Source organism: Pseudarthrobacter sp. PH31-O2, assembly GCF_030063265.1.
Lineage (GTDB): Bacteria > Actinomycetota > Actinomycetes > Actinomycetales > Micrococcaceae > Arthrobacter.
The window spans coordinates 25,168-44,989 of sequence record NZ_JASIST010000013.1 but is presented as its reverse complement, the minus strand read 5'-3'; the positions used below and the strand labels follow the sequence as shown (position 1 = coordinate 44,989).

At 67.4% G+C, this 19,822-nt stretch carries 19 protein-coding genes and 1 pseudogene; 15 read left to right on the top strand and 5 right to left on the bottom strand.

Features of this window, described 5'->3' with window-relative positions:
- The first annotated feature begins 6 nt into the window (after positions 1-6).
- From QMG72_RS16510 to QMG72_RS16500, 3 genes are read left to right on the top strand one after another with little or no spacing between them, the layout of a single operon-like run.
- Positions 7-1,854, top strand: a complete 1,848-nt coding sequence (locus tag QMG72_RS16510) for a glycoside hydrolase family 15 protein (protein WP_283481141.1) — start codon at positions 7-9, stop codon at positions 1,852-1,854.
- The gene (locus QMG72_RS16505) at positions 1,851-2,522 is read left to right on the top strand and encodes a TVP38/TMEM64 family protein (RefSeq protein ID WP_283481140.1); all 672 of its coding nucleotides are present in this window, start codon (positions 1,851-1,853) and stop codon (positions 2,520-2,522) included. The genes QMG72_RS16510 and QMG72_RS16505 overlap by 4 nt, the downstream gene beginning before the upstream one ends.
- Complete coding sequence (locus tag QMG72_RS16500; protein ID WP_283481138.1) at positions 2,515-3,141, top strand: CDP-alcohol phosphatidyltransferase family protein; 627 nt, start codon at positions 2,515-2,517, stop codon at positions 3,139-3,141. The genes QMG72_RS16505 and QMG72_RS16500 overlap by 8 nt, the downstream gene beginning before the upstream one ends.
- Here QMG72_RS16500 and QMG72_RS16495 read toward each other — a convergent pair.
- The gene (locus QMG72_RS16495) at positions 3,123-4,553 is read right to left on the bottom strand and encodes a dihydrolipoyl dehydrogenase family protein (protein WP_283481136.1); all 1,431 of its coding nucleotides are present in this window, start codon (positions 4,551-4,553) and stop codon (positions 3,123-3,125) included. The two genes, QMG72_RS16500 and QMG72_RS16495, sit on opposite strands and share 19 nt — an antisense overlap.
- Positions 4,554-4,579: 26 nt before the next feature.
- On the opposite strand from QMG72_RS16495, the gene QMG72_RS16490 reads away from it, so the two are divergent.
- The 11 genes from QMG72_RS16490 to QMG72_RS16440 all read left to right on the top strand — a co-directional run bounded on the left by QMG72_RS16490 (position 4,580) and on the right by QMG72_RS16440 (position 14,342).
- On the top strand, positions 4,580-5,308 hold the full coding sequence (locus QMG72_RS16490) for a class I SAM-dependent methyltransferase (RefSeq protein WP_283481134.1): 729 nt from the start codon (positions 4,580-4,582) through the stop codon (positions 5,306-5,308).
- A 163-nt stretch (positions 5,309-5,471) separates the two neighbouring features.
- On the top strand, positions 5,472-5,924 hold the full coding sequence (locus tag QMG72_RS16485) for a hypothetical protein (protein ID WP_283481133.1): 453 nt from the start codon (positions 5,472-5,474) through the stop codon (positions 5,922-5,924).
- Positions 5,925-6,040: 116 nt separating this feature from the next.
- A complete protein-coding gene (locus QMG72_RS16480; protein ID WP_283481132.1) occupies positions 6,041-6,709 on the top strand; it encodes a Crp/Fnr family transcriptional regulator in 669 nt (222 codons plus the stop codon).
- Positions 6,706-7,005, top strand: coding sequence for a DUF427 domain-containing protein (locus QMG72_RS16475; protein ID WP_283481130.1), 300 nt, complete (start codon positions 6,706-6,708; stop codon positions 7,003-7,005). The genes QMG72_RS16480 and QMG72_RS16475 overlap by 4 nt, the downstream gene beginning before the upstream one ends.
- An 81-nt stretch (positions 7,006-7,086) precedes the next feature.
- Positions 7,087-7,635: a carboxymuconolactone decarboxylase family protein gene (locus QMG72_RS16470; protein ID WP_283481129.1), complete on the top strand. Its 549-nt coding sequence runs from the start codon at positions 7,087-7,089 to the stop codon at positions 7,633-7,635.
- Positions 7,636-7,740: 105 nt separating this feature from the next.
- Positions 7,741-9,171, top strand: a complete 1,431-nt coding sequence (locus QMG72_RS16465) for a hypothetical protein (RefSeq protein ID WP_283481128.1) — start codon at positions 7,741-7,743, stop codon at positions 9,169-9,171.
- 71 nt (positions 9,172-9,242) lie between these two features.
- On the top strand, positions 9,243-10,487 hold the full coding sequence (locus tag QMG72_RS16460; protein ID WP_283481127.1) for an ABC transporter substrate-binding protein: 1,245 nt from the start codon (positions 9,243-9,245) through the stop codon (positions 10,485-10,487).
- A 55-nt stretch (positions 10,488-10,542) separates the two neighbouring features.
- Positions 10,543-11,355: an ABC transporter permease gene (locus QMG72_RS16455; RefSeq protein ID WP_283481126.1), complete on the top strand. Its 813-nt coding sequence runs from the start codon at positions 10,543-10,545 to the stop codon at positions 11,353-11,355.
- Positions 11,346-12,212, top strand: coding sequence for an ABC transporter permease (locus tag QMG72_RS16450; protein WP_283481124.1), 867 nt, complete (start codon positions 11,346-11,348; stop codon positions 12,210-12,212). The genes QMG72_RS16455 and QMG72_RS16450 overlap by 10 nt, the downstream gene beginning before the upstream one ends.
- On the top strand, positions 12,209-13,327 hold the full coding sequence (locus QMG72_RS16445) for an ABC transporter ATP-binding protein (RefSeq protein WP_283481122.1): 1,119 nt from the start codon (positions 12,209-12,211) through the stop codon (positions 13,325-13,327). Before QMG72_RS16450 ends, QMG72_RS16445 begins: the two co-directional genes overlap by 4 nt.
- Before the next feature lie 76 nt (positions 13,328-13,403).
- Positions 13,404-14,342 (top strand): ABC transporter substrate-binding protein, encoded by a 939-nt coding sequence (locus QMG72_RS16440; protein WP_283481121.1) that lies wholly within the window; start codon positions 13,404-13,406, stop codon positions 14,340-14,342.
- 72 nt (positions 14,343-14,414) lie between these two features.
- Here QMG72_RS16440 and QMG72_RS16435 read toward each other — a convergent pair whose 3' ends face one another.
- From QMG72_RS16435 to QMG72_RS16425, 3 genes and pseudogenes are all read right to left on the bottom strand, one after another.
- Entirely contained in the window at positions 14,415-15,095 is a 681-nt protein-coding gene (locus QMG72_RS16435) for a haloacid dehalogenase type II (RefSeq protein ID WP_283481119.1), read from the bottom strand.
- Between the two features lie 116 nt (positions 15,096-15,211).
- Positions 15,212-15,534: pseudogene (gene trxA, locus QMG72_RS16430) on the bottom strand (thioredoxin).
- A gap of 99 nt (positions 15,535-15,633) precedes the next feature.
- Entirely contained in the window at positions 15,634-16,488 is an 855-nt protein-coding gene (locus QMG72_RS16425; protein WP_283481192.1) for an IS3 family transposase, read from the bottom strand.
- 8 nt (positions 16,489-16,496) lie between these two features.
- Between QMG72_RS16425 and QMG72_RS16420 the strand changes: the two genes are divergently transcribed.
- Complete coding sequence (locus QMG72_RS16420) at positions 16,497-16,871, top strand: hypothetical protein (protein WP_226776165.1); 375 nt, start codon at positions 16,497-16,499, stop codon at positions 16,869-16,871.
- Between the two features lie 876 nt (positions 16,872-17,747).
- On the opposite strand, the gene QMG72_RS16415 is transcribed toward QMG72_RS16420, so the two are convergent.
- On the bottom strand, positions 17,748-19,799 hold the full coding sequence (locus QMG72_RS16415; RefSeq protein ID WP_283481117.1) for a DUF8189 domain-containing protein: 2,052 nt from the start codon (positions 19,797-19,799) through the stop codon (positions 17,748-17,750).
- Between the last annotated feature and the right edge of the window lie 23 nt (positions 19,800-19,822).

The window sequence follows — 19,822 nt, the reverse complement described above, 5'->3', positions numbered from 1 at the left end:
GTCCATATGACCAGTGAGCCCATCGCCAACTATGCCATGCTCGCCGATTGCCACTCCGCGGCGCTCGTGAGCGCCGCAGGTTCGGTGGACTGGCTGTGTTTCCCCCGTTTTGACAGCCCCTCGGTGTTCGGACGGATCCTGGGCGAGGATGCGGGCTACTGGTCGATCCGGCCCGCGTGCCCACACTCCTCGACCCGGCGTTACCTCGGGCCCACGATGGTGCTGGAAACACTCCACACCACAGCCGGCGGGACCGTGAAAGTCACCGACTCCCTGGTGCTGGGAGACGGGAACAGGGGACATGACCTCGGCGCGGGGGCTCCCGGTACGTTGCTGCGGCAGGTGGCCTGCGTCGACGGCGAAGTTGAGATGGAGGTGGTCTTCGCGCCGCGGCCGGACTACGGCCTCGTCCGGCCGCTCCTCGAGGACACCGCCGGCGGAATCCTCGTCCATGGCGGGGCCAACATGCTGACTCTCTCCACGCCGGTGCTCTTCGAACTCGATGATGGCCAAGCGCGCGCGAAACCTGTGCTCCGCACCGGAGACGCCCTGGGATTCGCCCTTCACCACCGCACCGCCGGGCAGGTACCGCCGGCGTTCTGGAGCCAGGCGGACATTGCGCGCCGGCTTGAGGACACGCTGGAGGGCTGGGGCAGCTGGTCCCGGATGCATCAAAGTTACGACGGACCCTGGCAGGACCTGGTCGCTTCCAGCGGCAGGATCCTGCAGGCGCTGACGTTTTATCCGACCGGCGCGATCGTTGCCGCCCCGACGACGTCCCTGCCCGAGGTCGCCGGCGGCACCCGGAACTGGGACTACCGGTACACCTGGATCCGGGACGCCAGCATGACCCTGCAGGCCCTGTGGGTGGCCGCGTGTCCGGATGAGGCCGGGAAGTTCTTCCACTTCCTCGCAACCGCGGCCGCGGGCCGGCTCCGCAGCGGCGACGAGCTGCAGATCATGTACGGCATCGGCGGGGAACGGGACTTGTCCGAACGCGAGCTGGCCCACCTTCCGGGCTGGCGCGAGAGCGCCCCGGTGCGGGTCGGCAATGGCGCCTGGGACCAGCGTCAGCTCGATGTCTACGGGGAACTCCTCGACGCCGCCGCGACCCTTCCGGAGTACCTGAACGATCTGGAACCCGGGACGCGGCAGTTCCTTGCCGATGCGGCAGATGCTGCCGCATCGCGCTGGCAGTCCACGGACCAGGGCATCTGGGAGGTCCGCGGCGCGCCCCGGCACTACCTTCACTCAAAGCTGATGTGCTGGGTGGCCGTGGACCGGGCCATCGATCTCGCCGGGGTCCTGAACGCGGAGGACCGGGTTCCCCACTGGATACGGACCCGGGCGCTGCTCGCCGACTCGATCCGGATGAACGGCTGGAACGAACCAGCCAACGCATATACCCAGGCCTACGGATCCGAGGACCTGGACGCGTCGGCACTGATGCTCTCCATCGTGGGGTTCGTGCCCGCCGATCACCCCCGGATGCTGGCAACGATCGACGCCATCGAAGAACGGCTCACCGACAGCCGTGGCCTGGTGTACCGGTACCAGGGCGACGACGGGCTTGCCGGGGAGGAAGGAACGTTCCTGCTGTGCACGTTCTGGCTGGCCCATGCCCTGGCCCTGGCCGGACAGACCCTGCGCGCCCGCGCCGTCTTCGAACGGGCCGCGGGGTTCGCCACCGACCTGGGCCTGCTGGCCGAGGAGGTCGCCCCGGACAGTAACGAACTGCTCGGAAATTTCCCGCAGGCTTTCAGCCATATCGGCCTCGTCAACGCCGCCTGGGCCATCCGCACCGCCGAGGACGAAACCCGGATCCCTGACGCCGGTGCCGGGGACACCCCGTGACGGGTTCTGTCCCGGGCAGCCGGCGCCGGGCCGTGATTCGGCTCGGAATCCTGCTGGTTCTCGTCGCCGCCGCTGCCGTGGCGGCGCTGCTGTTTCCGCTTCCACCGGTGGAGGACATCCGGAGTTATTTCGGCACCGCCGGCTGGTGGGCGCCGGCGGCCTTCATCCTCGGCTATGCCGCGTTGACGCTGGCGCCGGTGCCCAAAAATGTCCTCTCAGTTGCCGCGGGGCTGGTCTTTGGGTTCGCCGGCGGCATCGCCGTCGTCTTTATCGCCGCGATCCTGGGGTCTGTCGCCGCGTTCTGGCTGGGCCGCTGGCTGGGCCGGGAGGCGGTGGAGAAATTCACCGGGGCGCGGGTGGAGAAAGTCGATGAGCTGCTGCGGCGCCGCGGCCTGGCGGCCATGATCGGTGTCCGCCTGGTACCCGTGCTGCCGTTTACGGTCATCAACTATACGGCCGGGCTGACCTCCATCCTCTGGTGGCCCTACTTCCTCGGGACCGCCATCGGCATTCTCCCGGGAACGGTGAGTTTCGTGACCCTGGGTGCGTTCGGCCTGCAGCCGGGATGGCAGCTCAACCTCGCCCTCGGCGCCCTCGGCGTGCTCACGGTGGCCGGGCTGGTGGCCGCGGTCCGGCGCCGCCGGAAGGAAAAGGGCGCCGATGTTTGATGCCCGGTTGCGTCGGGTCATGGAGCCGGCTCTGGGGCGGGCCGCAGGCTGGCTGGACCGGCCGTGGATCACCCCTGACCGGCTGACGGGCCTGAACCTGGTTCTTGGTCTTGCCAGCGCGGTCCTGGCGGCATCGCAGTGGTGGCTGCCGGCCCTGGCGGCGTGGCTGCTGTGCCGGGTAGCCGACGGCCTCGACGGTCCGCTGGCCCGGCGCCGGAACGCCCGCGCGGGGACTGAGGACTCCGGGCGGGGCGGATTCTGGGACATCTGCGCCGATTTCATCGTCTACGGCGCCACGGTGGTCGGCGTCGGGATCGGCGCGACCGCGGCGTTCGGCGCCCCGTGGCTGCCGTTCCTGCTGGTCCTCTTCGCCTACTACATCAACGGCACGGCGTTCCTGGCGTTCTCCTCCATCGCCGAAAAAACCGGCCGCCAGCTCCGGGACGGCCGGTCCTTGTCGTTTCTGGGCGGCCTGACCGAGGGCGCGGAGACCGTGGCCGTGCACAGCCTCTGGCTGATCTTCCCGGGCGCCGCGTGGGAAATCGCGTCTGTCTGGGCGCTGCTGGTCGCCGCCAGCGGCGTCCAGCGGGTCATAGCCGGCTACCGGTCCCTGCGGTGAGGCAGGGGCCGGTCCAGCCAGCGGCGCCGGAACCAGAGCAGCACCGCCATGGCCCCGCGCATGCCCGGAGAGGCCAGACGCTCCCGGACATCGGCGACGGCAGCATTCCAGACCCCGTCCGAAAAGGTCGGGTACGGGTGGGTCGTCCCGGCAATATCGGACGTTGTCATCCCTTTCTGGACGGCCAGGGTCAGTTCAGCCAGGGATTCCCCGGCCCGCGGGCCCACGATGGTGCCGCCCAGGATTTTCCCCCGCCGGTCCACGATCAGCCGGGTAAACCCGCCCGTGGTGTCCTCCGTCACGGCCCGGTCGACATGGGCATGACGGACAGTCCGGACGCGGTGCTGCCGGTGGCTGTCCGCCACGGTGAGCCCGACCGCGGCCACCTCCGGGGAGGTGAACGTCACCCGGGGCACGGTGCCGCTGACGTGGCGTTTGAGCCCGAGCACCGCGTTCGAGGCCGCCACGGATGCGTGGACGCCAGCCAGGTGGGTGAATTGGGGGTTCGCGGTCACGTCTCCCGCGGCCCAGATGAGCGGGTTGGAGGTCATCATCCGGGTGTCCGTGATTACCTGACCGTCCTTGTCCAGGCTTACCCCAACCCGCTCCAGGCCCAGCCCAGCGGTTCGGGGCGTGCGCCCGGTGGCCAGCAGAACCGTATCCGTGTCAACGGCGGTGCCGGCCCCAAGCAGGAGCCGGGACCCGGCGTCCGTGGTGACCGCATTCTCGACGGTTGTGTTCTCCAGGATGCGGACACCATCAGATGCCAGGCTCTCCCGGACGATGTCAGCGGCGTCGGGATCTTCCTTGGGGAGGATCCGGGAGCGGACGATCATGGTGACCTCGGATCCGAGGCGGGCGAAGGCTTGTCCAAGTTCGCAGGCGATCGGGCCGCCGCCGACAATCGCCAGCCGCCCGGGAAGGGTGTCGAGTTCCCAGATCGTGTCCGAGGTCACGGTGGCCCCCGGGTCCAGGCCCGGGATGCCGGTGCTGACCGGTGCCCCGCCGGTGGCGATCAGTGCCTGCCGGAAGCGGATCGTCCTGCCGTCCACCTCGGCCACCCCGGGGGAGCGGAACATCAGCGCGCCCTTGATGACTTCAACTCCAGCGGCTTCAAGTGCCGCAGGGGAGTCGACGGGTTCGATGGTGTTAATCGCGGCAAAGATGCGTTTCCGTACCCCGGCGAATGCCGGGGGCTGCCCGGTCAGTGCGCGGGCTGTCGTGGCGTGGTCGGCTGTCGACAGGAGGGTCTTGGAGGGCACACACCCGGTCCACAGGCAGTCACCGCCGGTGCGGGCCTGTTCGACCAGGAGGGTTCGCGCTCCGAACCTGGCCGCCGTTTTGGCACCCACGATTCCGGCGGTTCCCCCGCCGACGACCAGGAGGTCAATGATCGGGTTCTCAACTGCCATGATGGACTCCTCGTAAGTGATGTTCAATGCCGGACAAAAGCGCCCGGCGGTGCGGTCGTCCGCGGCTGTTCCGCTGCGGCGGAACGAACCAGAAGGAGCCCGCCATCGGCGATAAATACACGCTGTTTGCCCCGTTTTATGATCTGCTCTCGGGCGAATACCCTGTCTATCATGCCGGACGGGTGCTCGGCATCGAGGCCCTGGCCCTCACAACGGGCCAGCAGGTGCTGGACATCGGCTGCGGAACCGGACTGAATTTTCCGCTGCTGCAGGAACGCATCGGTACCTCCGGGACCATCGTCGGGATCGACCGCAGCGCCGAAATGCTCCACCAGGCGCGGCGCCGCGCCCTGGCCCGCGGCTGGCAGAACGTGATCCTGCTCCAGGCGGACATGGTGCTGCTGGAGCCCGGGGCCATCGCTGCCCGCATCGAAGAGAGCGGGGGAACCGCGGTTTCGGATGCGGCCCTGGCAACCTACTCGCTGTCCCTGATGGGGGGCTGGCGGCGGGCCTGGATGAACATGACCGGGTTGCTGGCCGCACAGGCGCGGGTCGGTGTCGTGGACCTGCAGGAACCGCAGGGATGGGCGCGGTGGTTGACTCCGCTGGCACGGCTGGCCTGCGCGGTCGGAGGATCCGACATCACCGCCGCCCCATGGCAGGCCGTGGAGGAACGGTGCGTCGATGTCGTGCGCGCCTCGGCCCGCGGCGGACACCTGCAGATCCGGGCCGGGAAGACGACGCACGACAGGTAGCGGGGAACGCCGCCGCCATGTCCACATCCCGGCTTTGCGGGGGCGCATTGCACCGCTGACCTCATTAGTTTCTGCTGTGTAGTGCAGATTACTGAACGGCATCCCGGCCCGGCCATACCTTGAAGAGGTCAGCAAAAAAACTCTTCCATGGAAGGTCGCCGTCATGGCTTCTGCATCAGCTCTTTCCCGTCCCGTGTCCGGCACCGGCATGGGACGGCGCGTCCTCGCCGGGGTCGCAGGAGGCATCGCCGGCGGTATCGTCTTCGGCATGCTCATGGCGATGATGGGCATGCTGCCCGTCATCGCGTCCATGGTCGGCTCCAGCTCGGCGGTGATCGGGTTCGGCGTCCACCTGATGATTTCGGTGCTGATCGGGCTCGGCCTGACGGTACTTTTCGGCAACCGGTTCCTGACCGGCTATGGCCGCGGCGCCCTCGTCGGGCTCGGTTACGGGGCGATCTGGTGGGTCCTGGGCCCGCTGATGATCATGCCGGCCATGATGGGCATGCCTCTGTTCGCTATTGACCTCACCGCTCTGATGAGCCTCATGGGCCACACGATCTATGGCGCTATTCTGGGACTGGTTGCGGTCCGCGTCCTGACGAGCCGGGCATGACCGATTCCTGCCGGGTGGACGTGGGGGCTACCGTTTCCGGAGACCTGCGACCGTGGGCCCCGCGGCAACGAGAGGTTGACCCGCTGATGGCAGGACCCACTGACCCGTTTAGTTGTTTGAATGAAGTTGATCTGTTCGCTGACCTGAGCGCACAGGAGATCGAGGCCATGGACCTGATGGCCCCGGCCCGGCTGTTCCGCCGCGGAGAGCTGCTGTTCAGCCAGAGCCAGCCCGTCAAGGCCCTGTTTATCCTCAAGTCGGGCCGGGTGCGTATTTTCCGGGTCGCCGAAGATGGCAAGGCCCTGACGATGGCCATCCTGGAACCGGGCGCGGTGTTCGGGGAAATGATGCTCGTGGGCCAGCGGATGTATGACAACTACGCCGAGGCCATCGAAGACGCGGCGATCTGCCAGCTCAGCGTGGAGGAGGTCGAACGGTTCCTGCTCTCGGATCCGCGCATCGCGATCCGGATCTCGCGGCTCCTGGGAGAACAGGTCGCCCGGCTCGAAGAACGCCTCACCGACCTGGCGCTGCGGCCGCTCTCGGCCCAGGTGGCGTCCACTCTGCTCAAACTCGGCGACGCCGCGGGGCCGCCGCGCTTCGGGCAGGCCCGGACCATCCACCTGACCCACGAACAGCTCGCCGGCCTCCTGGGCGCCTCACGGGAGGCCACCAGCAAGATCATGAGTGACCTCACAGCCAAAATGGCCATCCGCCAGGGCCGCGGACGCATCGTCATCCAGGACCGCGACGTCCTGCAAAAACTGGCTAGGAGCTCCTCATGATCACGGCCACGTTCCACGGCCAGGTGATCGCCCGCTCCGGGCAAACGGTGTATCTGGAAGGCAACCACTACTTCCCCGCAGAGTCGCTGGTGCCGGACACACTGGAAAACAGCTGGGTCCGGACCCTGTGCCTCTGGAAGGGTGTGGCCCGCTACCACCACGTCCGCGCCGGGGACCACCGGGCACCGAACGCCGCCTGGTCCTACCCGCGGCCGACACCCCTGGCCCGGATAATCAAAGACCATGTCGCCTTCGCCCCCGGCGGGGGAGTCATCGTCAGCGGCGACCGACCCTGACCGGACGCAGCCACGCATCTGCCGCTCCCTCCGCCCCACAGATTTATCCTGTAAGTCCCCAAAGACAAGAGAACATACAACATGCCACGCATTCCCGCCCACACCGTTGCCACAGTACCCGAAGCGTCCCAAGGGAACGCCCGGAAACTGGAGCAGAAGATGGGCAAACTGCTCAACATCCATGCCGGGATGGCCCACTCACCGGCCGTGATCGCCTCCTACATGGGGATGTCCGCCGCTATCGCCGAACATGGCAGCTTTGACGCCCGCACCCGCGAGGCGATTGCCCTGGCCGTCGGAAACCAGAACGGCTGTGACTACTGTCAGGCCGCCCACACCCTCTCGGCACGCCGGGCGGGCCTGGACGATGGCCAGATCATCGCGATCCGAGCCGGTGAAGTGGACTTCGACGAAAAACTCGAAGCCATCTCTCTGGTCGCCCGTGAAGCCGCAGCCCGGACCGGGAACGTCTCCGACGCGACCTGGCAGGCCGCTCTTGACGCCGGCTGGAACGCCGAGGAACTTTCGGAGGCGTTCGCCCACATCGCGGCCAACCTGTTCACCAACTACTTCAACCACTACGCCGGAACCGAACTGGACCTGCCGGCCGTCCCGGAACTGACCGCCTGAGACACCGCAGGCCGGGGGAAGGGAGCGCCCGCTCCCTTCCCCCGGCCCCGTACCCGGCGCCCCCTCCACCCGGGCCCCGACTATCCTCACACCAGCAGGAGAACCATGAAGATCGCAGCCCTCCTCCGGAGCGTCGAGCTCCTCACACGCCCGGTCCACCCGGAGAGCAGGGCCGCGATGGATCAGCGCTGGGCCGGGCTGCCCGAGCACGTGAAGACCCCGGCGCAGCTGCTGGGACGAAGCGCCGTCGGCTGCGAAGGCACCCACGGCGTGTTCCCCAAATGCAATCTGACCTGCTCACCGTGCTACCACTCCGCGGACGCGAACAAAGTCCGGATCGACGGCGAACACACCGTCACGGCCGTCACACAACAAATGGAGTTCCTGCGCCGGGTGCGCGGCCCCCGCGCCCACGCCCAGCTGATCGGCGGGGAAGTCAGCCTGCTCCAGGCCCAGGACCACGCCGCAGCCCTGCAGGCCATGCACGCCAACGGACGCGAACCCATGTCCATGACCCACGGCGATTTCGACTACGACTACCTCCTGGACGTCGTCCTGGACAATGACGGCAGCCCGCGATTCCGCAAAGTATCCTTTGCCGCCCACTTCGATTCCCTGATGCGGGGCCGGCGCGGGGCCGTGCGCCCCCGCAACGAAGCAGAACTGAACCCGTTCCGCGCCAGGTTCGCCGAAATGTTCGTCGCCCTCAAACACGACCACGGCGTCAGCTCCTACCTTGCCCACAACATGACCGTCACCCCGGCCAACGTCGACCAGGTCCCCGAGGTGACCAGCGCGGTGCTGGGCATGCCGTACGACATGCTCTCCTTCCAGCCGGCCGCCTACATCGGGGATGACCGCAGATGGTCCAAGGACTTCGACGAGATCACCATCGACGCCGTCTGGTCCCGCATCGAAGCAGGCGCCGGCCAACCCATTCCCTGGCAGGGAACCCAATTCGGGGACGCCCGGTGCAACCGGACCGCCGTCGCCCTCAGCACCGGATCGATGCTCACTCCACTGCTGGACCCGGACGACCCCCGGGACCTCGCCGCGCGCGACAGGCTCCTGAAGCACCACGGCGGCATGTATTTCGGCGGCACCCCGGCGTGGATCGTGGCCGCTAAAATCGTCCGGGCACTCCTGGCCCACCCGGACGACCTTCCCGTCATGGCCTCCTTTGCCCGCCGCCTCGTGGGCCGGGCCGGCGGCCTGGGTGCGGTGGCGTCCGCAGCCTGGAGCCGCCGGCTCTCGTTCAAAGCGTTCGTGGTGCACAACTTCATGGACGCCGCCGACGTCGCACCGGCCTGGGCACTGATGGAACGCGGCGTGACCAGCGATGACCCGAAGATCCGGGAAACCCAGGAACGCCTCGGATCCTGCATGTACGCGATGAGCCACCCCGAAACCGGGCGGCTGGTCCCGGCCTGCGTCCAGCATTCGACCCTGGACGCGGCGGAAAACGCCGGGCTGCGCAAAATGCTGCCGCTCCGCCCCGTCACACCGGCAGCACCGGCCGGGAAACCGCAGCCGTGAGAACAGCCAACACCCGGCCACGACGCACTGCCGCAGACGATCACCGCCCTGACAGGACCGGCACACCGCCCATGACTTTTACGCTCCGCGCCAGAAACATGCTCTCCGGGACGGCCGCGATCGCGGTCGCTGCGCTGGCCCTGGCCGGCTGCGCCGGCCCTCCGGCGGCGCAGCCGGGGTTCACCGGCTGGGACCAGGTCACCGCAGCCGCCCAGGGCCAGACCGTGCGCCTATGGATGTATGGCGGAGATGAGCAAGGCAATTCCTTCGTCGACAACACCCTTACCCCCGCGGCAGCGAAAGAAGGCGTCAAGCTTCAACGCGTCCCGGTCGCCGACACGAAGGATGCCCTGAACCGTGTCCTGACCGAAGTCCAGGCCGGAACCCCGGACGGCGGCGTCGACCTGGTCTGGGTCAACGGCGACAACTTCGGCACCGGTAAGCAGGCCGGGGCATGGTCGTGCGGCTGGACCCCGATGCTGCCCAACATGAAACTCACCGCGCCGTCGGATCCGCTGCTGGCCAACGATTTCGGGACACCGGTCGAGGGCTGCGAAGCGCCGTGGAACAAAGCCCAGTTCACCTTCGCGTACAACTCCGCGACCGTCACCAACCCGCCGAGGACCCTGGCAGGGCTGTTGGACTGGGCCCGGACGCACCCGGGCCGCTTCACATACCCGGCACCGCCTGACTTCACCGGCTCCGTCTTCACCCGGCAGGTGCTCTACAGCGTCTCCGGCGGATACACCAACGTGCCGCTGGGCTACGACCGGGCCTCATTCGACAGGCTCACCCCGGCCCTGTTCGACACGCTCACCGGCCTTGGCCCGTCGCTGTGGCGCGAAGGGAAGACCTACCCGAAAACGTCCGGGGAACTGAACGCCCTGTTCGCCGGCGGCCAGGTCGATTTCACCATGACCTACGGCCCGGCCACCTTGAGCAAACTCGTCGCCGACGGCACCTACCCGGCGGCCACGAAAGTCCTCACCCTGGAGGAGGGCACGGTGGGGAACGCGAGCTTCCTGGCGATCCCGTCAACCTCCGGGCACCAGGCGGGGGCAATGGTCGTCGCGAACCTAGCGCTCTCCCCGGAACAGCAGGCCGCCAAAGCGGACCCCCGAATCTGGGGGCAGTTCCCGGTCCTTGACCCGGCCGCGCTCAGCGCCCCTCAGCGGGCCATGTTCGATGCCCTCCCGCCATCGCCGGTGGTGCCCGCCTACGATGTGCTGTCGAAAAACGCCAACCCGGAACTTTCGGCCGCATGGGTGCCGGAACTCGACGACGCCTGGCGGCGCCAGATCCTCATCGGCCGGTGACACCGTGCCCTCAAGCCGTGACCTGCTGAGCCCGCGCAGACCCCTGCCGCCGGCGATGACGGCCGCCCCGGCGGTGCTGATGGCATCCTTCGTCGTTTTGGGCGGGCTGCTGACCGCAGCTGCCCAAAGCCTGGGCCTGCTGCCGCTGACCGGCAGCCCGACACTGACCCTCGGGGCGTACACCGCGGTGGCCCCGGATCTCCCCGCCGCTATCGGCCTGTCCCTGGCCATCGCGGCGGCGTCAACCATCGCAGCCTCCGTCGTGGGGTTCACGGCGGCCCTGATCATCGTTCAGGGCCGCTGGTGCGGCCGGGTCGTTGCCGCCGTCAGTACCCTCACGATCCCTATTCCGCACATCGTCGGGGCCGCGTCCGTCGGGCTGCTGCTCTCGGACTCCGGCCTGCTGTCCCGGCTAACCGGGGCGGGGGAGGCCTGGCCGCGGCTGGTGGGAGGACCCTGGTGGATCGCGGTCATTGCCGACTACAGCTGGAAGGAATCAGCCTTCGTCGCCCTCGTCGTCACCGGCGCCCTGATCACCCGCTCAACGGGCTATGACGAAACGGCGGCCCTCCTGGGAGCCGGCCGCCTCCGGCGCCTCCGGCACGTCCTGGTGCCGCTGAGCCTTCCGGCGCTGACCGTTTCCGCAACCATCGTCTTCGTTTACACCTTCGGCTCCTACGAGGTCGCCTGGCTCCTCGGCCGGCCCTATCCCGAACCTCTTCCGGTGATGGCGTTGCGGGTCTTCAGCTCCGCGTCGTTGACGTCCCGGCCCGAGGCCGCAGCCCTCGCGATGGTGACCACAATCGTGTCCATCGGGGCCGCCACCGCAGCGTTCGCCCTCCTGAGGAGGATTCCGCTATGGCGGTGACACTTCCTGCCGGCCCTAGGACACCATGGACGCCGCCGCGCGGGGACGGCACGGCCCTGCGGGCCTCCCGCAACCCGGGCCGGGCGGGACGCACCCTGCTGACCCTGGCGCTGGCGGCGTGGTTCCTCCTTCCCCTGGCACCGCTGGGACTGTGGCTGTTCGCGGACCGCTGGTCCTATCCGGCCGCCCTGCCCGATGTCTGGGGCTTCGACGGCGTCCGGTCGGCCCTGGCCCAGGGCGCGGTCCCGGCCTTCGCCCGTTCCCTGGGCCTGGGGCTGGCGGTCAGCGCCGTCGCCACCCCGCTCGGCATGCTGGCCGCCCGGGCCCTGGCCTACCACCGGGTCCCGTTCCCCGCGGCAGTCAACGCCGTGCTGTTTGCTCCGCTGGCGCTCCCGGCGTTCGCGGCGGCCTTCGGGCTCAACGTGCTGCTCCTGAGGCTGCAGGTCCCGCCCCTGGCCGGGGTGATCCTCATCCTCAGCGTCTACGCCCTGCCATACACGACGTACACCATGCGTGTGGCCTACGGGGCGCATGACCGTGGCTTTGAAGACGAGGCCCGCACCCTGGGAGCCACCCGGTGGCAGGTCTTTACCCGGGTGCAGGTGCCGCTGCTGGCCCCGGCACTGGCACGCAGTGCGTTCCTGGCCTTCCTGGTCGGCTGGAGCGACTACCTCATCACGCTTCTGGTCGGCGGCGGCGCATTTACCACCGTTCCGCTGCTCGTCGCCTCGGCCGCCTCCGGCACCGGCAACGATGCCGTCGTTGCCGTGCTGTCAGCGACGGCAGTCCTTCCACCGCTGATCGTGCTGCTGGCTCTTGGCTTCTTCGCACGCAAACCCCCGGGAGATCTTCCATGAACGACACATTGGTTATCGAAGGACTCTCAAAGTCGTTCAGCAGCTCATCAGCGCAGGTCCTGAACGACGTGCACCTCACTTTGGAGGGCGGTTCGTGCACTGCCGTCCTGGGGCCGTCCGGATCGGGGAAAAGTACGCTGCTGCGCGCCGTGGCCGGACTCGAAGCCCCGGACGCCGGTCGGATCGTTCTTCGCGGCGCCGATCTGGCCCGGGTCAGCCCCGAACACCGCGGCATGGCCCTGGTCTCCCAGCGCCCGCTGCTGTTCCCCCACCTGAACGTCCTGGACAATGTCGCCTTCGCCGCGACCGTCCGTGGTGTCCGCCGCCGGGCAGCCCGGACCGATGCCGCCCATTTCCTGGACCTGGTGCAGCTTCAAGGGTACGGCCGCCGCCCCGTGACGGCCCTCTCCGGCGGGCAAGCCCAGCGGGTGGCCATCGCCCGGGCCCTGGCCGCACGGCCTGCCATCCTGCTCCTGGACGAGCCGTTCAGCGCCCTTGACCAGGAACTGCGCTCCACCATGCACGAGCTGCTGGCACAGCTGCGGGAGCGGCTGGCCCCCACCATCCTCATGGTCACCCATGACCGCGACGAAGCGGCCGCCGTCGCCGACCGCATCGCGCTCCTCAGCCACGGCAGGGTGCTCCAGCACGACCGCGTCGACCTCGTATACTCCCGACCCGCGTCCCTGGAAGTCCACCGGCTCATGGGCGGCACAAACGAAATCACAGGAATCGTCCGGGACGGAGTCCACTACTCGGCCCTGGGCGACCTTGACCTGTCCGCGGACACCGACTGGCCCGACGGCCCCGGTGTGATGGTCATCCGCCAGGAAAGCATCAGCATCCAGGACAACGCCCGGGGCACCGCAGGGCACGGTGTGCCCGCCATCGTGACGGACATCCGGGTGCTGGGACCCCGACGGCTGGTCACCGTTGATGTTTCCGGCATCACCCTTCAGGCAGAGGCGCCCTGGGGCCGTCTGCTGGGCGCCGGTGATGCCATTCGACTCACGATCCCGGTCTCCGCGCGGGCCCTCATCCCCGGCCCGCCGGACACCGGCGGACCCACCCCAGGAGACATTGCCGCCGCAGTCATGGCCACCGGCAGAACCTGACGGTCCGTGGCCCCCACGGTCGACCTCACCCATCATCGCGCCCGGGAACTGCCGGGGTAAGAAAAGGAACATAATCATGAGACATCCCCTGACACGGACCGTTGCCCTGGCAGCAGGGACCCTGCTCACGCTCGGGCTGGCCGCCTGCGGCGCCGGCGCGGACCCGCTGAACAACGCCCAGCCCTCCGGCCAGGCCAGCTCCGGAGGCGCCCTGATCATCGGCTCGGCCAACTTCCCCGAAAGCGAGACGCTGGCCGAGATCTACGCCGGGGCACTGAACGCGGCCGGCATCCCGGCGTCGACCAAGCCCGGGATCGGATCCCGCGAAGTCTACGTCAGGGCGCTGCAGGACAGGTCCATCGACCTTGTCCCCGACTACAGCGGCAATCTGTTGCGCTACGTCGACAAGACGGCCACCGCCGTCAGCGCCGAAGACGTGATGAAGGAACTCCCCGGCAAACTTCCCGCGGACCTGACCGTCCTGAAACCGGCCAAGGCCGGGGACAAAGACTCTATCGTGGTGACCGAGTCGACGGCGGCGAAATACGGGCTCAAGAGCCTCTCCGATCTGGGGAAGGTCTGTGATCAGATTGCGCTTGGCATGCCGCCGGAAGCGAAGGAACGGCCCCAGGGTCTCCCGGGGCTTAAAGCTACCTACGGGTGTGTCCCCAAAGAGTTCGTTCCGTTCAGCGACGGCGGCGGACCGGTCACCGTTAGGGCGCTGCTGGATGACAGGATCCAGGCCGCAGACGTGTTCAGCACTTCCCCGCTGATCGTGCAGAACCGGTTGGTGGTCCTGGAGGATCCGCTGAATAATTTCGCGGCCCAGCAGGTACTGCCGCTCGCGCTCAAGGACCGTCTGGACGCGAAGAGCACGGAGGTCCTGAATAAAGTCTCACAGGCACTGACGACCGGTGACCTGCTGAACCTGAACCAGGATGTCTCCGGCGACCGCAAAATGAACCCCCGGGACGCGGCCGCCGTCTGGCTCAAAGGCAAAGGATTCATCGGATAGTCGAACCATCCGGGGATGGGGCACAGCGCTTACCCGCCGCTGTGCCGCGCCCGGGCACGGCTACAGGCCCCGTCAGGCTGCCCCGGCGAGGGCCGCGGGGAGGCCGGTCAGGGCGCTCACCGTGAATTCGGGTGCTTCGAAGTGCTCCGGGTAGCGTCCCCCGGTCCGGTTCAGCCACGCCGTGCGCATCCCGGCGCGGGCCGCGCCGTGGATGTCCCACGGGTGGACGGCTACCAGCAGCATGCCGGCCGGATCGGTCCCGGAAGCGGTGGCCGCGTAGTCGTAGGAGGCACGGGCCGGCTTCCAGTCGGGAGCATCTTCGACCGAGAGCAGCAGCTCAAACTCGTCCCGGATTCCGGCCGCGCTGAATAGCTTTTCGGCGATCCGGGCCGAGCCGTTGCTGAGTGTGATCAGCCGGAACCCGGCCGCGGAGAGTGCCCTGACCCCGTCGGGGACATCCGGATGAACCTTCAGGCCGGTCATGCCATTCATGATGTGTTCGACCGCCGCGTCTAGGGGGCGGTTCAGCTCCACTCCGCTTAGCAGGTCCCGAAGCACGTCGGCCCCGATCCCGGCGAAGGAGCCGTTGTCGCCGCTGGCGGTGAGGGCGAAGCCGTCGCGCAGCAGCGTCGCGAACCAGAGTTTGGCCGATGCCGCCGGCGCCCCGACCTCGCTGAAGCGCGTCCCCATGGGGGACATATCCGAGAGGGTTTCGTTCACATCAAAGACAATGACTGACGGGGTGGTGGTCATGGGTTCTCCTTGTGGTGGTGTGCAGGTCGCCAGTTCAAGTCTGCCGCCATCGGTTGCGGAGAGAAGGAACGGCTCGCGGAACCGTCAGGGCCTCCCGCCTCCGGCGGGCACCGGGCTTAGCGCAGGTAGTCCGAGAATTCCTTTTCAAGGAACTGCTTGGGCCGCGCGCCGATGACGGACGCCTTGTTTTCGCCGTCTTTGAAGAGGTAGATGGCGGGGATCGATGTGATTCCCAGGCTCGCGGCCACGGCAGGGTTTTCGTCGATGTTGACCTTGACGACTTGGACTTTGTCGGCGTATTCGACGGCGATCTGGTCCAGCACGGGGATACCTTCTGGCAGGGCCCGCACCAGTCGGCCCAGAAATCGACGATGACGGCTTTGTCCGATTGGAGGACGTCTTCAGCGAATGAGGCGTCCGTGACGTTTTTTGTGGTCATGATCTGTGTCCTTACGTGGGTTGGTGGTGGTCAGCGGGGTGGGCGCGGCAGCAGCACAGGGTTCGTTCATGTCAAGCCCCGGGTTTTGTGGAGGCGTTTTTAGTTGGAAATTGAGAGCAGTTCCGGGGCCGGGTGGATTGCGTGGAGCTGCTCGTATTCGACTGGCGGGACATGGCCGATCTCGCCGTGTGGACGCCGGTGGTTGAACCAATCTACGTACTCAGCCACGGCAACCTCGAGGTGGCTGATGTCCCGCCATGGGCCCTTGTTGCGGACAAGTTCGGCCTTGAACAGTGAGTTGAACGCCTCGGCGAGGGCATTGTCATAGCTATCGCCCTTGGACCAGGCGGAGGCCACAGCGTCTGCTTCTTCCAGCCGCTGGGTGTAGCGGATCGCACGGTACTGGACTCCGCGGTCGGAATGGTGCACGAGACCGGTAAGGTCGGCGCCGTCCCGGGTCCTGGCCCAGATGCCCATTTCCAAAGCGTCCAGTGCCAGATCGGTGTAGAGGCTGGTGGCCACCTGCCAGCCGACGACTCTGCGGGAGAAGACGTCGATGACAAACGCCGCGTAGTCCCAGCCGGCGAACGTGCGGACATACGTGATGTCTGCGACCCACAGCCGGTTCGGCGCCGTGGCCTGGAACCGGCGTTCGACCAGGTCCGCGGGCCTGCCGGTCTCCGGTGCTGGCTTCGTGGTGCGCGGCCCCTTGGACCGCGAGATCCCGCGCAGGCCCTTCTGGCGCATCAGCCGCTCGACGGTGCAGCGCGCCGCCGGGATGTCCTGCCGGTGCAGCTCCTTGTGGATCTTCCGGACTCCGTAGACGCCGTAGTTCTGAGCGTGGACGCGCTCGATCTTTCCCCTCAGTTCCCGGTCGCTGACTGCTCTGGCGGACTCCGGCCGGGAACGGCGGGCGTAGTACGTGCTCGGGGCGATCTGCAGCGCCTTGCAGATCGGCAGCCGTGAACCTGGGGCTGCTGCTTGAGGGGCAGGATGATCCGGCCGGTGCCCGGAACGCCTACCAGATTGCCATCGACAGCGGCGATGAGGATGTCGCTCCCTTTGCGGAGCTCCTTTTGGGAGAGTATTGCACGGACGGGGATCTGCAGGCTCGACTTGACCACCGCAAGCGTGCAGCAGCCTCGGGCAACCCCGAAGTGCTCATGAGCATCGCCGAGCTATATCTCGCAGGCGGAGCCGTTCCGCTAGCCCGGCAATTGCTCCTGAAAGCTGTCAAAGCAGGCAGTACCATTGCCGCTGACTGCCTGCTGCTGTTCCCTCAAGACGCCGCCGACGCCGTCGATGAACGCGCTTCGCGCCGTCGCGGCCTCCGCTGATGCTGGCAACACGGACAGCATGAACATGCTCGGTCTGCATGCTAGGGAGGGCGGAGATCTCGATCACGCCCGGGTATGGTGGACCAGATCTGCCGCGCAAAACGATATGATCGCTCCACTGCTGCTTTCGCCCGGGTCCCGGGCAGAAGGGACGCGTGGAGAGGCAGATGCTCCGGTAACGCCCGCAACCACAGACTTCGATTGATCCGTGGGCTAGCGGGTCCCCATCGAGGTCCGAGGTTCTGATCTTTGAAGTAGAGGTGGGCTGCCAGACGACGTCCCGCAAGACCGTTCGATGGATAGTCCGGTGAAGGGGCCTGCACGTAACACTTTGGGGCGGCACCCAGAAGTGTCCCACGTAGCCCGCGACGAACGGTGCGTTGCCAGGCGCGGTTACCCAGGCCGCCGGTGCCCGGAAGCGTACGCGCCGTGCAAGGTGGGAACCACACAACAACCCCGGTGGGCTTTACCCTCAAAAGTTGCACTCGTGGCGCTCATCTCCGTTGGTCACGCAATGATGCTCACGAAGTGGCTGAATTCGAAGAATGCTTCTTCCGGGGCCCCACCCATCAGGACATATACGATATCCGAAATAGCTCGATCATCTAGGTCGCGGTTGCGCCGTTACTTATAGGCTCGGGCCGTTCTTACCTCGTTCAGTCCCTACTGGCCATTGACACCTGCTGCTGTTGCCATCGTGCGGGACTCTCTGGCGTTCACGGCACCGTTGCCCGTGGTGACGGCTGCGCTGGGGTGGGTGCCTTCGCTGCGGGCTGCTGCGAGGCGGCCGCGGATCTGGTTTCCCTTTTCCTTTAAGAACGTTCATTCCCGGTTTAGACCGCCGTCGGTGCCTCGATCATCTTCGGTGGATCAAGGCTAAGCTCCCGCGCGGATCCAGCCCTGGAAATCGAAGGGCGGACCGTCCATGGTTTGCTGGTTGACGTAGAGGAAGCCGTCCGTCCCAATGCCCAGCATCGCCAACACGTTGTTGGCCTGAAGCACGACTGCGGGTACACCCATCAGGGAGCAGGGCAGCTCGGTCCAGAGTCCGGCAAAGGTGCCGTCATCTTCCTGCAGGTCGAAGTACTCCGTGCTCGGATCTGCGCGGGTGGCCAGAACCAGGCGGCCGTCCGGTGCCGGCCTCGTCAGCACCGTGGTCTGCCCCTGCCCCGCCGGACCGCCCAGGTCCGACACGATGGGATCCCAGCCGCCATTCACGGCGGCCTGGAGCGACGCCAGCACGTGGCCGTCCTGTGGATTTCTGTAGAACACCCGCAACAGGGAGTCACGCCCCTTTGCTGCCTGCGGGGCCCCCGCGGCGGCCCTCGAGGGAAACGCCGGGTCATGCTCCAGCGGCCCGTTCGCGACGGGCTGGAACCAGTGCTCCACGCCGTCGCCGTTGCTGGCAAATAACTCGATGCGGCCGTCGGCTGTCACAACGGCCGCGGCGGGCTCGTTGATCAGGTCCGTTCCGCCGTCGACGTCCTGCCAGTCGGAAAAGTTGAGGTTGGGCCCATTTTGGGCAATGGTGCTCATTCCGCCACTGGGATTGCGCGCGAAAACCTGCATCCTGCCGTCCCGGTTGCTGGCGACGGTGGGGGTGCCTGTGGCCGCCGATCCGGTGCCGTCGGGGCTGCCCAAGTTGACCCAGTCGGAGAATGCGAGGTCGGGTCCGGTCTGGAACGCCGTGGTGATGTCTCCGGTGTCGATCCGGAATGCAAACACCTCAAGCCGGCCGTCGGCATTGTGCCCCACTGCCAGGTGCGGAGCGACGGGACCACCCCCAAGTTCTTTGGGCCCTTCCCACAGACAACTGATCGGGTCCTGGTGCCACGCCATGACCTGACTGTCCAGGACGGCGAACGCGCGAGGCGTGCCCAGCCCGTCGCGGGCCGCCCACACGCTTCCGGAGGGCCACCGGTAGTACCTCGACGAGGTCCAGCCGAGGTCATGGGCTTGCGGGTCCGATGCCGCGTATGTTGCGAAGATGGAGGCCTTCTCTGCGGATCGCTGCCCGGTCAGGTTGGGCTGCGAACCGGCGATACTGTAGCAGCGGTAGTTGACCAGCGCCGCGTGCTGGCAACTGTCCGGGCCGTGGTAGTCGGCCACCGCCTCGGCCACGAACTGTGCCGTTGCTATGTGGTCCCGGTGATCGTCGGCGGCCCGCGGGTCCGGGCACGGATCCTGCGCCCGGATGATGGTGGGCTGGAAAATCTCCATGAGGGACGTCAGAGTACTGATGAGTTCCGCCCGAGTATACGTCAGGCTGTTGGCGACCGGTCCCCCCGTGGGCACGATCGTTGGTTGTGAAGCGGACTCCCCGCGGAACAACTTCCCCAAGGCGTCCAGATGATTGGCGTCTCCTCCGTCGGGAAGGCACAGGAAGACCAGCTGGACCAGGCCGGGCGCATCGGCGAGCGTGTCGATCTCAATCGGACGGCCATCGACGTCCATGCTGGACCGGTCCCAGTGGTCCGGGACTCCGGCCATGAGCGCATAGGCGGCTCGTTCACCGTTCTGGCGGTCTGCCGCGTATTCCTCCCTCGTGCGGTTCGCCAGCCCATCGAACTCGCCAGCGGAAAGGAACGCGGTGCAGTGCGGCAGCCCGGAGGCGATCCAGTCGCTGATATCAGGGTTCTGGAACAGCAGGTCGTCGTCCTCATGGGCAACGAAGCTCAGAGAACTCGCCAGGACTGTGGGCACAGGGCCGCGTAGCGCCCGAAGTCCTGCAGCGGTAGCGGTCCGGACAGGGCGTATGTGCCTGCGTGCTGCGCGGAACGCAAGCAGGTTGTACTGGGCGGCGACATCCCTGGCGGCATCGCGAGACCGCCTCACGTCACGCAGGGGCTCCCGGGCGTCCGCCGCGTCCAGGACACGCGAGCCATCCTCGCGTCCGGAAACTGCCTCGACCCCGATGCGCGACATCATGCACTTGCCGAGGGGCGCTGCGG

Coding starts and splice junctions, on each gene's coding strand:
- QMG72_RS16445 (WP_283481122.1), top strand. CDS start 12,209: ATGAACGACACATTGGTTATCGAAGGACTCTCAAAGTCGTTCAGCAGC.
- QMG72_RS16440 (WP_283481121.1), top strand. CDS start 13,404: ATGAGACATCCCCTGACACGGACCGTTGCCCTGGCAGCAGGGACCCTG.
- QMG72_RS16450 (WP_283481124.1), top strand. CDS start 11,346: ATGGCGGTGACACTTCCTGCCGGCCCTAGGACACCATGGACGCCGCCG.
- QMG72_RS16460 (WP_283481127.1), top strand. CDS start 9,243: ATGACTTTTACGCTCCGCGCCAGAAACATGCTCTCCGGGACGGCCGCG.
- QMG72_RS16485 (WP_283481133.1), top strand. CDS start 5,472: ATGGCTTCTGCATCAGCTCTTTCCCGTCCCGTGTCCGGCACCGGCATG.
- QMG72_RS16455 (WP_283481126.1), top strand. CDS start 10,543: ATGACGGCCGCCCCGGCGGTGCTGATGGCATCCTTCGTCGTTTTGGGC.
- QMG72_RS16500 (WP_283481138.1), top strand. CDS start 2,515: ATGTTTGATGCCCGGTTGCGTCGGGTCATGGAGCCGGCTCTGGGGCGG.
- QMG72_RS16470 (WP_283481129.1), top strand. CDS start 7,087: ATGCCACGCATTCCCGCCCACACCGTTGCCACAGTACCCGAAGCGTCC.
- QMG72_RS16495 (WP_283481136.1), bottom strand. CDS start 4,553: ATGGCAGTTGAGAACCCGATCATTGACCTCCTGGTCGTCGGCGGGGGA.
- QMG72_RS16465 (WP_283481128.1), top strand. CDS start 7,741: ATGAAGATCGCAGCCCTCCTCCGGAGCGTCGAGCTCCTCACACGCCCG.
- QMG72_RS16490 (WP_283481134.1), top strand. CDS start 4,580: ATGCCGGACAAAAGCGCCCGGCGGTGCGGTCGTCCGCGGCTGTTCCGC.
- QMG72_RS16415 (WP_283481117.1), bottom strand. CDS start 19,799: ATGATGTCGCGCATCGGGGTCGAGGCAGTTTCCGGACGCGAGGATGGC.
- QMG72_RS16510 (WP_283481141.1), top strand. CDS start 7: ATGACCAGTGAGCCCATCGCCAACTATGCCATGCTCGCCGATTGCCAC.
- QMG72_RS16435 (WP_283481119.1), bottom strand. CDS start 15,095: ATGACCACCACCCCGTCAGTCATTGTCTTTGATGTGAACGAAACCCTC.
- QMG72_RS16475 (WP_283481130.1), top strand. CDS start 6,706: ATGATCACGGCCACGTTCCACGGCCAGGTGATCGCCCGCTCCGGGCAA.